General features: G+C 72.5%; 13 protein-coding genes and 1 pseudogene. 5 read left to right on the plus strand and 9 right to left on the minus strand.

Going from position 1 to position 13,235, the window contains the following annotated elements:
• Positions 1-160: 160 nt before the first annotated feature.
• The gene (locus tag LG634_RS00805; protein WP_226731569.1) at positions 161-1,822 is read right to left on the minus strand and encodes a protein kinase domain-containing protein; all 1,662 of its coding nucleotides are present in this window, start codon (positions 1,820-1,822) and stop codon (positions 161-163) included.
• 298 nt (positions 1,823-2,120) lie between these two features.
• Here LG634_RS00805 and LG634_RS00810 point away from each other — a divergent pair, with 298 nt between their 5' ends.
• Positions 2,121-3,710, plus strand: coding sequence for a protein kinase domain-containing protein (locus LG634_RS00810; RefSeq protein ID WP_226731570.1), 1,590 nt, complete (start codon positions 2,121-2,123; stop codon positions 3,708-3,710).
• Between the two features lie 29 nt (positions 3,711-3,739).
• Here the strand turns inward: LG634_RS00810 and LG634_RS00815 are convergent, their stop codons facing one another.
• Both LG634_RS00815 and LG634_RS00820 read right to left on the minus strand, forming a co-directional pair.
• Positions 3,740-4,159 carry a pyridoxamine 5'-phosphate oxidase family protein gene (locus LG634_RS00815; RefSeq protein ID WP_226731571.1) on the minus strand — a complete coding sequence of 140 codons (420 nt, stop codon included), beginning with the start codon at positions 4,157-4,159 and terminating at the stop codon, positions 3,740-3,742.
• Positions 4,160-4,257: 98 nt separating this feature from the next.
• Entirely contained in the window at positions 4,258-4,917 is a 660-nt protein-coding gene (locus LG634_RS00820; RefSeq protein ID WP_226731572.1) for a response regulator, read from the minus strand.
• 323 nt (positions 4,918-5,240) lie between these two features.
• On the opposite strand from LG634_RS00820, the gene pdhA reads away from it, so the two are divergent.
• Genes pdhA through LG634_RS00835 form a run of 3 tightly spaced genes read left to right on the plus strand, consistent with a single transcriptional unit; the run spans position 5,241 to position 8,853 of the window.
• A complete protein-coding gene (gene pdhA / locus LG634_RS00825; RefSeq protein WP_226731573.1) occupies positions 5,241-6,419 on the plus strand; it encodes a pyruvate dehydrogenase (acetyl-transferring) E1 component subunit alpha in 1,179 nt (392 codons plus the stop codon).
• Between the two features lie 2 nt (positions 6,420-6,421).
• Positions 6,422-7,402 (plus strand): alpha-ketoacid dehydrogenase subunit beta, encoded by a 981-nt coding sequence (locus tag LG634_RS00830; RefSeq protein WP_226731574.1) that lies wholly within the window; start codon positions 6,422-6,424, stop codon positions 7,400-7,402.
• Positions 7,403-7,422: 20 nt separating this feature from the next.
• The gene (locus tag LG634_RS00835) at positions 7,423-8,853 is read left to right on the plus strand and encodes a dihydrolipoamide acetyltransferase family protein (protein WP_226731700.1); all 1,431 of its coding nucleotides are present in this window, start codon (positions 7,423-7,425) and stop codon (positions 8,851-8,853) included.
• Between the two features lie 82 nt (positions 8,854-8,935).
• Here LG634_RS00835 and LG634_RS00840 read toward each other — a convergent pair whose 3' ends face one another.
• The gene (locus tag LG634_RS00840) at positions 8,936-9,361 is read right to left on the minus strand and encodes a hypothetical protein (protein WP_226731575.1); all 426 of its coding nucleotides are present in this window, start codon (positions 9,359-9,361) and stop codon (positions 8,936-8,938) included.
• A gap of 160 nt (positions 9,362-9,521) precedes the next feature.
• On the opposite strand from LG634_RS00840, the gene LG634_RS00845 reads away from it, so the two are divergent.
• Positions 9,522-10,478 carry a GNAT family N-acetyltransferase gene (locus LG634_RS00845; protein WP_226731576.1) on the plus strand — a complete coding sequence of 319 codons (957 nt, stop codon included), beginning with the start codon at positions 9,522-9,524 and terminating at the stop codon, positions 10,476-10,478.
• Here LG634_RS00845 and LG634_RS00850 read toward each other — a convergent pair.
• The 5 genes and pseudogenes from LG634_RS00850 to LG634_RS00870 all read right to left on the minus strand — a co-directional run bounded on the left by LG634_RS00850 (position 10,444) and on the right by LG634_RS00870 (position 13,222).
• Positions 10,444-11,547 (minus strand): CU044_5270 family protein, encoded by a 1,104-nt coding sequence (locus LG634_RS00850; protein ID WP_226731701.1) that lies wholly within the window; start codon positions 11,545-11,547, stop codon positions 10,444-10,446. The genes LG634_RS00845 and LG634_RS00850 overlap by 35 nt on opposite strands.
• Positions 11,544-11,720: a sigma factor-like helix-turn-helix DNA-binding protein gene (locus LG634_RS00855; protein ID WP_308072182.1), complete on the minus strand. Its 177-nt coding sequence runs from the start codon at positions 11,718-11,720 to the stop codon at positions 11,544-11,546. Before LG634_RS00855 ends, LG634_RS00850 begins: the two co-directional genes overlap by 4 nt.
• 184 nt (positions 11,721-11,904) lie before the next feature.
• Positions 11,905-12,234 (minus strand): annotated as a pseudogene (locus LG634_RS38120) (RNA polymerase sigma factor); the annotation flags it as partial.
• A complete protein-coding gene (locus tag LG634_RS00865) occupies positions 12,147-12,785 on the minus strand; it encodes a transmembrane-type terpene cyclase (RefSeq protein WP_226731577.1) in 639 nt (212 codons plus the stop codon). The gene LG634_RS00865 and the pseudogene LG634_RS38120, both read right to left, overlap by 88 nt.
• A gap of 26 nt (positions 12,786-12,811) precedes the next feature.
• On the minus strand, positions 12,812-13,222 hold the full coding sequence (locus LG634_RS00870) for an ATP-binding protein (protein ID WP_226731578.1): 411 nt from the start codon (positions 13,220-13,222) through the stop codon (positions 12,812-12,814).
• Positions 13,223-13,235 lie beyond the last annotated feature (13 nt).

A 13,235-nucleotide genomic window follows, 5' to 3' on the forward strand; every position in this document is an offset into this window, starting at 1 on the left:
GGTTCACACATCACCGCAAACCGGGCATCCCGGACACCTCCACCCGGGCGACCGCACGGATCTGCTCCGGGGCCGCTCCCGGGCCGCTCCGGATCTGCCCCGGAGCGGCTCCGGACCTACTCCGGACCTACTCCGGACCTACTCCGGACCTACTCCGGACCTACTCCGGATCGCCCGAGGACACGCGCAGCGTGAACACCACGGTCTTCGGGTCGAAGTCGTCGCCCTTCGAGGGGTACTGGTCGACGACGATGCCCTCGCCCCAGACCGCCTCGTGGCGGGTTTCCTCCTTGAAGTTCCAGCCCGCGGCGTTCAGGCAGTCCTTCACCGACAGCACGTGCTTGTACTGGAAGTCGGGCGCCCGGAGCTTCGTCGCGTCCTTGTAGGACTCGGTCGCCTCCGTGCACTCCTTCGTCTCGATCGTCCGCGACTTGTCCCCGTCCCGGTGGCCCGGCTTCGCATCGCCCGAGGCCGAGGTGCCGCCGGCCGTCGGCGTCTCCTTCTTGTCGTCGTTGCCGGACAGCGCGTAGATCAGGCCGCCGATCGCCAGCAGGGCCACCGCGGCCGCGCCGACGATCAGGCCGGTGCTGCGGCCGCCGCCCTGCGCGCCGCCGCGCCCGCCGGCCGGCGGGGTCGGCGCGGACACCTGGTACGGCTGCGGGGTCGGCACCTGCTGCGGGTACGCCTGCTGCGGCGGGTACGCGTAGCCGCCGGTCTGCGGCGGCGGCGTGTGGAGGTGCTGCTGCACGGGCTGCATCGGCTGCATCGGCTGCGGCGTCGGCGCGTACGGCTGGTACGGCTGCTGCACGGCCTGCGGCGGCGGGGCCTGGAGCGAGGCGTCCACCGGCGGGAAGACGGTGGAACCGACCCCCGCACCGCTGTTCACGGGCCCGCCCTGGACGATCACCGGCGCCCCGGGCCGCCCCGCCGACAGCACCCGGTCGCACTCGTCGCGCATCGCGGCCGCGGTCGGGAAGCGCTCGTTCGGGTTCTTCTTCAGCGCCCGCGCCACCAGCGCGTCGATCGCCGGCGTCAGCGACCGGTTGACGCTCGACGGCGCGACCGGCTCCTCCTGGACGTGCGCGTACGCGATGGCCAGCGGCGAGTCCGCCTCGAACGGCAGCCGCCCGGTCAGCAACTGGAAGAGCATGATGCCGACCGAGTACAGGTCCGAGCGGGCGTCCACGCCCCGGCCCAGCGCCTGCTCCGGCGAGAGGTACTGCGGGGTGCCCACGACCATGCCGGTCTGGGTCATCGAGGTGACCCCGGACTGCATCGCACGGGCGATGCCGAAGTCCATCACCTTGACCACGCCACGCTTGGTGATCATGACGTTGCCGGGCTTGATGTCGCGGTGCACCAGGCCCATCTCGTGGCTGGCCTCCAGTGCCGCCAGCACGTCGGCCGTCACCTTCAGCGCCCGGTCCGCGGGCATCGCGCCGTGCTGCGCGATGTCGGCCTGGAGCACCGAACCGAGCGGCCGGCCCTCCACGTACTCCATCACGATGTACGGCATCGGCAGGCTCTCGCCGTCCGTCCCACCCATCGAGACGATGTCCTCGCCGGTGTCGAACACCGAGACGATGTTGGTGTGCGACAGTTTCGCTACAGCTTGGGCCTCGCGCCGGAAGCGCTCGCGGAAGGACTGCTCGCGGCCCAGCTCGGTGTGCATCGTCTTGATGGCCACCTGCCGGTCCAGCGACGCGTCGTAGGCCAGGTAGACCGACGCCATGCCGCCCTCACCCAGCAAGTCCCGTAGCTGGTAACGGCCACGGGCCAGGGAACCGCCTGCGTACCGGCCCTGTGTGCCGTCCTGGCTCATGACTCTGCTTCCCCTCGGGCTATACCTGCGGACCCCGCCGATCCCTGCGACCACCTGCGGGACCTGGCGATCCGCTTTTGACGGCGCCCAGTCTGCCGGAGGGCACCCACACGTCAAGCCGGGGTTCCCGTTCCGTGACCACACCAGGACGCCGCGTCGACCTCCGGCCGTTCCCGAGCGGGCCTCGGCGGAATCCCTGACCGGTGCGGCGCACAAAGGCTGTAGCGTTCATCGGAGCACCCTGCACAAAGCACCGCGGCCCCGCCGGACGCGGCCCGGATACGACAGGCGAGGACTGATGGCACCCGAACCCGAGGGAAACGGCGCCGGGATGTCAGACGTTCCCGAACAGTTCGGCGCGGGCGGGCTCGTGGGCGAGGGCCGCTACCGGCTGACGCACCGTCTCGGCCGCGGTGGCATGGCCGAGGTGTTCGCCGCCGAGGACGTCCGGCTCGGCCGGACCGTGGCCGTGAAGCTGCTGCGCGCCGACCTCGCCGAGGACCCGGTCTCCAAGGCCCGCTTCACGCGCGAGGCGCAGTCCGTCGCCGGCCTCAACCACCACGCCGTCGTCGCCGTGTACGACTCGGGCGAAGACCGGGTCGGGCCGAACGTCGTCCCCTACATCGTCATGGAGCTGGTTGAAGGCCGGACCATCCGCGACCTGTTGATCAGCGCCGAGGCGCCGGGGCCGGACCAGGCGCTCATCATCGTCTCCGGCGTCCTCGAAGCGCTCGCGTACTCGCACCAGCACGGCATCGTGCACCGCGACATCAAGCCCGCGAACGTCATCATCACCAACACGGGCGCCGTGAAGGTGATGGACTTCGGCATCGCCCGCGCCCTGCACGGCGCCCAGTCGACGATGACGCAGACCGGCATGGTCATGGGCACCCCGCAGTACCTCTCCCCGGAGCAGGCCCTCGGCAAGGCCGTCGACCACCGCTCCGACCTGTACGCGACCGGCTGCCTGCTGTACGAACTCCTCGCGCTGCGCCCCCCGTTCACCGGCGAGACGCCGCTCGCGGTGGTGTACCAGCACGTCCAGGACGCGCCGGTGCCGCCGTCCACGGTGGCGCCCGGTGTGCCCGCGGAGCTCGACGGCCTGGTGATGCGCTCGCTGGCCAAGGACCCGGACGACCGGTTCCAGAGCGCCGAGGAGATGCGCGGGCTGGTCCAGTACGCGCTCCAGATGCTGCACGACCAGGGCGGCCACACCGGCACCTGGAACACCGGCCCGGTCACCATGGCGCTGCCGCACGGCCAGGTCGGTCCGGCGCCCACCGCCGCCATGCCGATGGCCGGCCAGGGCCCGCAGCCGCACTACCCGTCGCACTCGACGACCTCGCAGTTCGGGCAGCCGATGGTGCCGCCGCTGAACCCGGACGACGGCTCCGCCTTCGGTGGCGGCGGCTACCACGACGGCAACGGCCACGGCGGCCAGGCTTCCGGCGGCGCCGGCCGCTGGAAGATGTGGCTGTTCGCCGCGCTCGCGGTCATCGCCATCACGGCGGGCGTCGTGTACGCGGTCGACAAGGCCGGCAGCGGCGGCGGCACGAACGAGGGCCCGCAGCAGAAGCCCGGGATCACCGACTCGAAGTCCCCGTCGGCCGACACCCCGAGCCCGGAGGGCAAGAGCCCCTCGCAGGAGGAGGAAGAGCCCTCGCAGGAGCAGCCCTCCTACGAGCCGTCGTACGAGCCCTCCAAGCCGCGCACCCAGGACCCGTCGCCGTCGCCGTCGTACGAGCCGCCGACCACGGAGCCCACGCACAGCGAGGAGCCGTCCACCGAGCCCTCGGAGCCCAGCCCGGACCCGGAGACCCCGGACACCGGCGAGAGCCCCGGCGCGGGCGGCGACCCGGCAGGCGAGGGCCAGGGCGCCACGCGCTAGGCACGGGCCGCCGCGGGCCGGTACGGGCGTCAGAGCGCGTGCTGGAACGCCCGCCCCACCGGGGCGGCGGCCATCGTGTGCACGGTGACGAACTGGGGCTCGATCCGCATGTGGACCGGGTCGAACAGCTCGCCGTCCACGTAGTGCGGCGCCGGCCCGAACAGCTCCAGCTCGCCGGTCGTCGGCTCCACGACCTCGGCCGTACCGGTGAACTGCACCGACCACAGGTGCGGGTCACCGGTGTTGAAGTTGTCCGCCCCGTACGCGACGACGCTGCCGCTGCACGCCTGGTGGTAGCCGAACCCGGCGTGCATGCGCAGCACGACGCGGTCGGCCACCACGATGTGGCGGGCGGCGGCGAGGAACGGCAGCGCGCGCATGCTGGTGGCGACGCGGCCGTACGGCACCCGGCGCAGCAGGTCGAGGGCGTGGAGCTCCTGGGGGGACATGCCCCCACTCTCGGGTACCGACAGGCTGCCGGGAAGGGGATCCGGACCCCGCCACCGGGGCCATTGGTCCCGTGTGGGCGCCCCGCGGGCGCCCCGGTTCAGTGCTTCTCGGCCTGCAGCCTGGCCACGTAAGCCGCCGCCTGGGAGCGCCGCTCCATGCCCAGCTTGGACAGCAGGCTGGACACGTAGTTCTTGATCGTCTTCTCGGCGAGGTGCAGCCGCTCGCCGATCACGCGGTTGGTCAGGCCCTCGCCGATCAGGTCGAGGATCTTGCGCTCCTGCTCGGTGAGGTTCGCGAGCCGGTCGTCGCCCTTGCCGTTCTTGCCGTCGCGCAGCCGCTCCAGCACCCGGGCGGTGGCCACGGGGTCCAGCAGCGACTTGCCGGCCGCCACGTCGCGCACCGCGTTCAGCAGTTCGTTCCCCCGGATGGCCTTCAGGACGTAACCCGAGGCCCCGGCCATGATCGCGTCGAAGAGCGCCTCGTCGTCCGCGAACGAGGTCAGCATGAGGCACTTGATGTCCTCGTTCAGCGAGCGGACCTCCCGGCACACCTCGACCCCGCTGCCGTCGGGCAGCCGTACGTCGAGGACCGCCACGTCCGGGCGGGTGGCCGGAATGCGCACCAAAGCGTCGGCGGCCGTGCCGGCCTCACCCACCACTTCGATGTCCGATTCGCTCGACAGCAGCTCATAGACGCCACGACGTACTACTTCGTGGTCGTCAAGCAGGAATACAGTGATTTTTCCGTCTTCGCGCACTACGCCAGTTTCACATACTCACCCCTTCCCTGCCGCAGTTACCCGGGATAACGTGCCGTTGTTCCGGCCCCCTGCAAGGCTGTGACCAGTGGTTGTTCCAGAAACCTCGGATTTACTTGGAAATCCAAGTAAAAACGCAGGTCAGATGGGGTTTCGCAGTTATGCGGAGCGCTGGGTAACGTGCTTGGTGCAGGGCACTCGCCGGGGCGACTGTCACGCCTGATTCCCGTCAAGCCGCACCCACCCCGTGCGCCTGTACGGATCCAGGCGAGCCGCACTGGTCCCCGGACGACCCCGGGTGCCGGACCGACGGAGGAGCACACGTGACCGTGGAGAGCACTGCCGCGCGCAAGCCGCGACGCAGCAGCGGCACCAAGCGAGCGACCGGGAAGACCGCCGCCGCTGCCACCCAGAGTGCCGAGCCCCAGCTCGTACAGCTGCTGACGCCTGAAGGGGAGCGGGTCGCGGACGCCACGTCCGCCGAGTTCGCCCCCTACGTCGCCGACATCACCGCCGACGACCTGCGCGGGCTGTACCGCGACATGGTCCTGACCCGCCGCTTCGACGCCGAGGCCACCGCCCTGCAGCGCCAGGGCGAGCTGGGCCTGTGGGCCTCGCTGCTCGGCCAGGAGGCCGCGCAGATCGGCTCCGGCCGCGCGCTGCGCGACGACGACTACGTCTTCCCGACCTACCGGGAGCACGGCGTCGCCTGGTGCCGCGGGGTGGACCCGACCAACCTGCTGGGCATGTTCCGCGGTGTGAACCACGGCGGCTGGGACCCTAACGGGAACAACTTCCACCTGTACACGATCGTCATCGGCTCGCAGACGCTGCACGCGACCGGCTACGCGATGGGCATCACCAAGGACGGCGCGGACTCCGCCGTCATCGCGTACTTCGGCGACGGCGCGTCCAGCCAGGGCGACGTCAACGAGGCCTTCACGTTCTCCGCGGTCTACAACGCCCCCGTGGTGTTCTTCTGCCAGAACAACCAGTGGGCGATCTCCGAGCCCACCGAGCGCCAGACCCGCGTGCCGCTGTACCAGCGCGCCTCCGGCTTCGGCTTCCCCGGCATCCGCGTCGACGGCAACGACGTCCTCGCCTGCCTCGCCGTGACCCGCTGGGCCCTGGAGCGGGCCCGCAACGGCGAGGGCCCGACCCTGGTCGAGGCCTTCACCTACCGCATGGGCGCCCACACCACCTCCGACGACCCGACGAAGTACCGCCGGGACGAGGAGCGCGCCGCCTGGGAGCACAAGGACCCGATCGAGCGCCTGAAGACCCACCTGCTGGCCTCCGGCGGTGCCGACGAGGAGTTCTTCGCCGCCCTGGAAGCCGAGAGCGAGACGCTCGGCAAGCGCGTCCGCGAGGCCGTGCGCGCCATGCCCGACCCGGACACCATGGCCATTTTCGAGAACGTCTACGCGGACGGACACGCGCTCGTCGACGAGGAGCGCGCCCAGTTCGCCGCCTACCTCGCGTCCTTCGAGGAGGGCAACTGACCATGGCCATCGAAAAGATGTCGATCGCGAAGGCGCTCAACGAGTCGCTGCGCAAGGCCCTGGACACGGACCCGAAGGTCCTGATCATGGGCGAGGACGTCGGCAAGCTCGGCGGCGTCTTCCGCATCACCGACGGTCTCCAGAAGGACTTCGGCGAGGACCGGGTGATCGACACCCCGCTCGCCGAGTCCGGCATCGTCGGCACCGCCATCGGCCTGGCCCTGCGCGGCTACCGGCCGGTCGTGGAGATCCAGTTCGACGGGTTCGTCTTCCCCGCGTACGACCAGATCGTCACGCAGCTCGCGAAGATGCACGCCCGCGCCCTCGGCAAGGTCAAGATGCCGGTCGTCGTGCGCATCCCGTACGGCGGCGCGATCGGCGCCGTCGAGCACCACTCCGAGTCGCCCGAGGCACTGTTCGCGCACGTGGCCGGCCTCAAGGTGGTCTCCCCCTCGAACGCCTCCGACGCGTACTGGATGATGCAGCAGGCCATCCAGAGCGACGACCCGGTGATCTTCTTCGAGCCGAAGCGGCGCTACTGGGACAAGGGCGAGGTCGACACCGAGGCCATCCCGGGCGAGCTGCACAAGGCGCGGGTGGCCCGCGAGGGCAGCGACCTGACGCTCGCGGCGTACGGGCCGATGGTGAAGCTCTGCCTGGAGGCGGCCGCGGCCGCCGCCGAGGAGGGCAAGTCGGTGGAGGTCGTGGACCTGCGCTCGATGTCGCCGGTGGACTTCGACGGGGTGCAGGCGTCGGTGGAGAAGACCCGCCGCCTGGTCGTGGTGCACGAGGCGCCGGTGTTCCTGGGTGTCGGTTCCGAGATCGCCGCTCGCATCACGGAGCGCTGCTTCTACCACCTGGAGGCGCCGGTGCTCCGGGTCGGCGGCTTCCACACGCCGTACCCGCCGGCCCGCCTGGAGGACGAGTACCTGCCGGGCCTGGACCGCGTGCTCGACGCCGTCGACCGCTCGCTGGCGTACTGAGGAGAGGGTCCGTGACGACGATGACGACGAACAGCGCGGTCCGCGAGTTCAAGATGCCCGACGTGGGCGAGGGCCTCACCGAGGCCGAGATCCTCAAGTGGTACGTCCAGCCCGGTGACACCGTCACCGACGGCCAGGTCGTGTGCGAGGTGGAGACGGCGAAGGCGGCCGTGGAGCTGCCGATCCCGTTCGACGGGGTGGTCGCCGAGCTGCGCTTCCCCGAGGGCACGACGGTCGACGTCGGCCAGGTGATCATCACGGTGGCCACCGGTGACGCGGCCGCGGCTCCGGTGGCCCCGGTCGCCGAGGCTGCTCCGGCCGCCGCTCCGGCCGCCGAGGAGGCCGAGCCCGAGGGCCGCCAGCCGGTGCTCGTCGGGTACGGCGTGTCCCAGGGCGCGTCGAAGCGGCGCGCCCGCAAGGCACCGGCCGGTGCGCCGGCCGCTGCCCCGGTCGCCGCCGCCCCCGCTCCGGCCCCCGTGATCCCGGCGCCCGCCGCCCCGGTCTCCCTGAACGGGAACGGGCACGCCCCGGCCGGTGAGCGTCCGCTCGCCAAGCCGCCGGTCCGCAAGCTGGCCAAGGACCTCGGCATCGACCTCGCCGCGGTGGTCCCCACCGGCCCCGGCGGGATCATCACCCGCGAGGACGTCCACGCGGCCGCCGCCCCGGCGCCGGCCGCCGTGGCCGCCGCTCCGGCCGCCGAGCCCGTGGCCGCCCCGGTCGCGGCTGCCGCCCCGGCCGTGGACGCGGCCGCGCGGGAGACCCGTATCCCCGTCAAGGGCGTACGGAAGGCCACCGCGGCGGCGATGGTCGGGTCGGCCTTCACCGCTCCGCACGTCACCGAGTTCATCACGCTCGACGTGACGCGCACGATGAAGCTGGTCCAGGAGCTCAAGGACGACCCGGACCTCGCCGGTCTGCGGATCAACCCGCTGCTGCTGATCGCGAAGGCGGTGCTCGTCGCCGTCCGCCGCAACCCGGAGGTCAACGCCTCCTGGGACGAGGCGAACCAGGAGATCGTGCTCAAGCACTACGTGAACCTGGGCATCGCCGCGGCCACCCCGCGCGGCCTGATCGTCCCGAACATCAAGGACGCTCACGCCAAGACCCTCGCGGAGCTGTCGCAGTCCCTGTCCGACCTGGTCGGCACGGCCCGCGAGGGCAAGACCTCCCCGGCGGACATGCAGGGCGGCACGCTCACGATCACCAACGTCGGCGTCTTCGGCGTCGACACCGGCACGCCGATCATCAACCCGGGCGAGTCCGCGATCCTCGCCGTCGGCGCGATCAAGGCCCAGCCGTGGGTCCACAAGGGCAAGGTCAAGCCCCGCCAGGTCACCACCCTGGCCCTCTCCTTCGACCACCGCCTCATCGACGGCGAACTCGGCTCCAAGTTCCTGGCCGACATCGCCGCCGTCCTGGAACACCCGCGCCGCCTGGTCACCTGGGCGTAGCACCCCGCCAGGCCGCGAACGGGAGGACCCCCGCCGGAGATCCGGCGGGGGTCCTCCCGGTTTCCGGCCGGCCGGCCGGTGGTCAGATCTCGCGGATCCGCTGCCGCCACCAGGCGGCGGCGGCATAGGGGCTTGCCTCGGCGATCAGGGGGTTGGGCAGGGTACGGCGCCGGAACTCGTCGTCGAGGCGGGCGACGAGCGCGTACAGGTCTCTGCGGGCCGCAGGCGGGAGGTGCCGGAGGGCGTCTTCGAGGGTGTCCCGGGCTTCCACCGGGTCACAGCAGCAGGTGTCGTGGGGGAGGTAAAGGTGGCGGCCGGGGAGCTTCAGGAAGCGCTCGTAGCGCAACAGGGCCTCGGCAACGGCACCGTGCCACAGGTGTCGGGCTTCGGTCCGGCGGACGGCGGCTTGAGTACGGCGGGCAACGCCGTGGATCTGGCGGACGGGGCGGGTCGTGGTGCGGGCCGACCGCAACCGGGCGCGGACGGCGCCGGGCGGCTTACGCGCCATGGGCCTTTCGGAGGAACGTCATGACGGTCAACCTATCAAGGGCGCCGGGCGGGCACCGGCGCCCGTCGTTGCGGGTGGCCCCCGGAAATCCCTTGGCCGGTAGGCCCCATGCATGTGAGGATCACCGGTGTTGATCTTCTTCTGTGTGCCCGGAGGCCGCATGCTGTTTCGCCCCGTCGTCCTTGCCGAGCTGGACCGGATCGCCGCCTACCCGGCGGACGGGCCGGTGCCCTTGATCGGGGAGGAGCGTTTCCGCGGTGATTTCGCGGAGCGGCAGTACCGGCCCGAGTGGTCGTGGGTGGCCGAAGGGGACGACGGGGAGTGGGTGGCCCGGGCGCTGTGGTGGGGTCGGGCGGACAGTACGCATCCGGCCGCCCTGGACTGCCTGCACGTGAGCGGGGCCGTGGCTGATCCGGCCGCGGTCGCCGCGGGGCTGCTGGAGGCGGGGCACGGGGCGCTGAAGGCGGCCGGGGCCACGACGCTGCCCCTGTACAACCTCCTCTCCCTGCCCGGGACGTGGGAGAGCGACCCGGCGACCGCCGACGCCGTGTCCTGGCGGCGGGAGGCCGTCCGCCGGGCCGGGCTGACGCGGGAGTTCGAACGGCTCCAGCTTGCCTGGACGCCGGCCGCCCCGCTGCCGCCGGAGCCGACGCGGCTGGTGTTCTCCGAGGCCGAAGACGAGGCGTTCCTCGACGTGTTCCGGCGGGTGGCCGAGGGCTCGCTCGACGTGCACACCCGGGGCGAGGTCGCCGCGCACGGCGTGGAGACCCTGGCCCGCGAGGACCTGGAGTACTACCGGGACGCCCCCGGCGAGCGCTCCTGGTGGCGCCTGGCGCACCTCCCCGACGGCACCCTCGCCGGCTTCGCCATCCCCTCCGCGACCCCGTACGCCCGGAACGTCGGCTACCTCGGTGTCCTCCCGGAGCTGCGCGGCCGCGGCCTCATCGACGACCTGCTCGCCTGGATCACCCGCTTCCACGCCGAAGCGGGCGCCGACCGCATCACCGCGACCACGGACCGCGTGAACGCCCCGATGGCCAACGCGTTCGCCCGCGCCGGCTACGAGACCACGGAGATCCGCATCAACTTCGAGCCGGAGCCGGCTGCTTCGGAGTGAGTTTCAGGAACTCCTCCGGCGAGACGGGCTGCGGCTCCCGGGAGGCCGGGGCCCGCGCGACCGGGCCCGACTCCAGGTAGGTGGATCGGACGGCGAGCCGGCCGTCGTCGGGGCCGCCCAGCTCGTGGATGCTGCTTTCGAGCAGCCGCCCCGTGGCGGGCTCGATGACCAGGCGGAAGCGGCGGATGTCGCTGTGCACCTCCACGGCCGTCCCGGTGCGCCCGACGGCGTCCCGGACTTCTCCGACGAGGCGGATGTCCGGCAGGTCGGCCAGGATCCGGAAGAAGGCGGCCCGTACCTGAGGCGGCACGGGCGCCTGGGCGAGCAGTTGGCCCGAGCCGCCGAAGAACCCGTCGGAGAGCGTGGCTTCGCCGCCGAGGAGGCGGGTCCGCAGGGCCTGCGGGTCCGTGGGCAAGGTCTTCAGGTCGTCCCAGGTCAGGCCGACGCTTCCGACGAGCCAGCTGATCTGTTCGGTCGAGTTGCGGTTCGTGAACTCCCACGGAGCGCCCGGACCTTCGGTCCACATCTGGCGGGTGCGGCTCGTCCAGGACGTGCGCTCCATGGGCCGTGGCACCGCCGGCAGGGCGCCCTCCTGCCCGGGCATGCGGGGCCTGCTCATGACCCCCAGCGACCGCACCCGCCACCACGGCGCGTCCGCGGTCGGCATCCCGGCCACCTCCTCCGACACCCCCCGCAGGAACTCGGCCGCGCCGGCGCTCGCCGCGGGCCGGGAGCCGGGCAGGTCCACCGCCGGGTACACGGACACCCCGACCGTGACGGCGGCCACCGCCGCGGCCGTGACGAGCAGCCGCCGGGGCCGGGCGGCCCAGGCCCGCGGGCGGCGGACGGCGGGTACGGGGGACGACGGCCGGGCGGCGGACGGTCCGGCCGGGCCGGTGTCCGCCGGCGCGCTCCCGGCCCGCTCCGCCGCCGCGGCCGTACGGACCGCAGCCAGAGCCGCGTCCACGGCCGACCGCGGCGCCGGACCCACGCAGCCGGCCGCTGCCAGCGCGTCGGCGCCGTCGAACGCCGTCCACCCGGTGTCGAATCCGTCGTCGTGCCGGCTCATGCGAGGGCTCCTGTCTCGGTGGTCGCGTCGTGGGGCCCGAGGGCCGTACGGAGGCGGGCGCGGGCCCGGTGCAGGCGGGAGCGGGCGGTGCCGGCGGGGATGCCGACGACCGCCGCGGCCTCGGTGGGCGACAGCTGCTCCCAGGCGACCAGGGGCAGGAGCTCCCGCTCCACGGCGGGCAGTCCGGCGAGGGTGTCGCGCAGGACGGGGGCGACGGCCGCGGCGTAGCCGCCGGTCCACCGCCGCCCACGGGTCGCCGGCCGGGGCCTCGGCCCGGGGCAGCCGCTGCTGCCGGAGGGCCTGCCTGCGCCAGTGCCCGGCCAGCACGTTGCGGGCGATGCCGTAGAGCCAGGCCGCGGCAGTGCCGCGCTCCGGATCGAACCCGGCCCGTCCGTGGAAGGCCTCCAGCCAGGTTTCGGCGAGCAGGTCGTCCGCCGCGTCGGGAGCCCGGCGGGCGAGGTAGCGGTACAGGGCGTCCGACCGCCGCTGCACCAGCTCCTCGAAGGCCGCGCTGCCGTCCGGTGCCGAAGCCCGGACCAGCAGCTGTTCGTCTGAGACCACGTCCCCCACTCTCCGCCAGGGCCACCCCGGCGGCGGCCTCACCCCCCTCTTGTCGCGGGGGCGGCGGAGCGTTCGCGCCGGTCCCGGAGCAGCAGGCCGATGTAGGCCAGGTCGAAGGCGCTGCACAGGAGGCCGAGGGCGAGGATGAAGGGGGCGTCCTCCAGGACGCCGAAGAGGATCGTGGGGGCCAGGGTGCCGAGCCATTTCGAGACCGCGATGGTGAGGGTCTGGCCCCGCCCGCCGGCGCGGGACGCGAACATCGCGATGAACAGGACCGACATCAGCAGGTTCTGCAGGAAGGCCGAGTAGCGGCTCGCGTCGTGCAGGCCGAAGTGGGCGAGGAAGAGCCACTGGAGGGCGAACGCGGTGCCGAAGAGGAGGACGTTCCAGCCGGCGAAGAGCGACCGGGTCAGGAAGGCGGGGAACTCGGCTCGGCCGTACGCCAGATAGGTGTGGACGATCGCCACGTCGGCGAGGGCCCAGACGACGTTGACGACGCCCTGGAGCGACGGCCCGTGCTGCCACTCGGTGACGGCGTACGTCGTCTCCCACGCGAAGTTCAGCGCGAGCGCGGCGACGGGCATGGCGTACGTGCGCTGCGCGAATCCGGTGCGGATGGCGGAGACGTAGACGAGCGTCCAGGCCAGCCCGCTGACGGCGGTGAGGAAGAGATCCACGGCGCCGCACGATAGTGGGGCGGCCGTTACGTGGGAACGGGTGCGGCCAGTTCGGCCCAGACGGTTTTGCCGATCGTGCGGTCGTCCACTCCCCAGTGACGGCTGAGCGCGTCGACGATGTGCAGCCCGCGGCCGAAGCGGCGGTCGGCGCCGACGTGTTGCAGCTCGGGCCGCCGCTCCCCCTTCGGGTCGGTGACCGCGACCCGGAGCAGCCCGGCTTCGGTGAGCGCCAGCTCCACCCTGATGAACCGGTCGCTCATGCTGCCGTGCAGCAGGGCGTTCGTGGTCAGCTCACTGGTCACGAGCGCGACGTCGGTGGCGGCCTGAGCCCACCCCCACGCGACCGCCAGCCAGGCGGCCCGCCGCCGGGCCGCCGTGACGGAGTCCAACCGGGGCGGGTAGTTCACCACGTCGTGGCGGGTCATGTGTGCGAGCACGATGCGCACCTTT

Origin of the sequence: Streptomyces bambusae (genome assembly GCF_020532645.1) — a bacterium.
Taxonomy (GTDB): Bacteria; Actinomycetota; Actinomycetes; order Streptomycetales; family Streptomycetaceae; genus Streptomyces; species Streptomyces bambusae.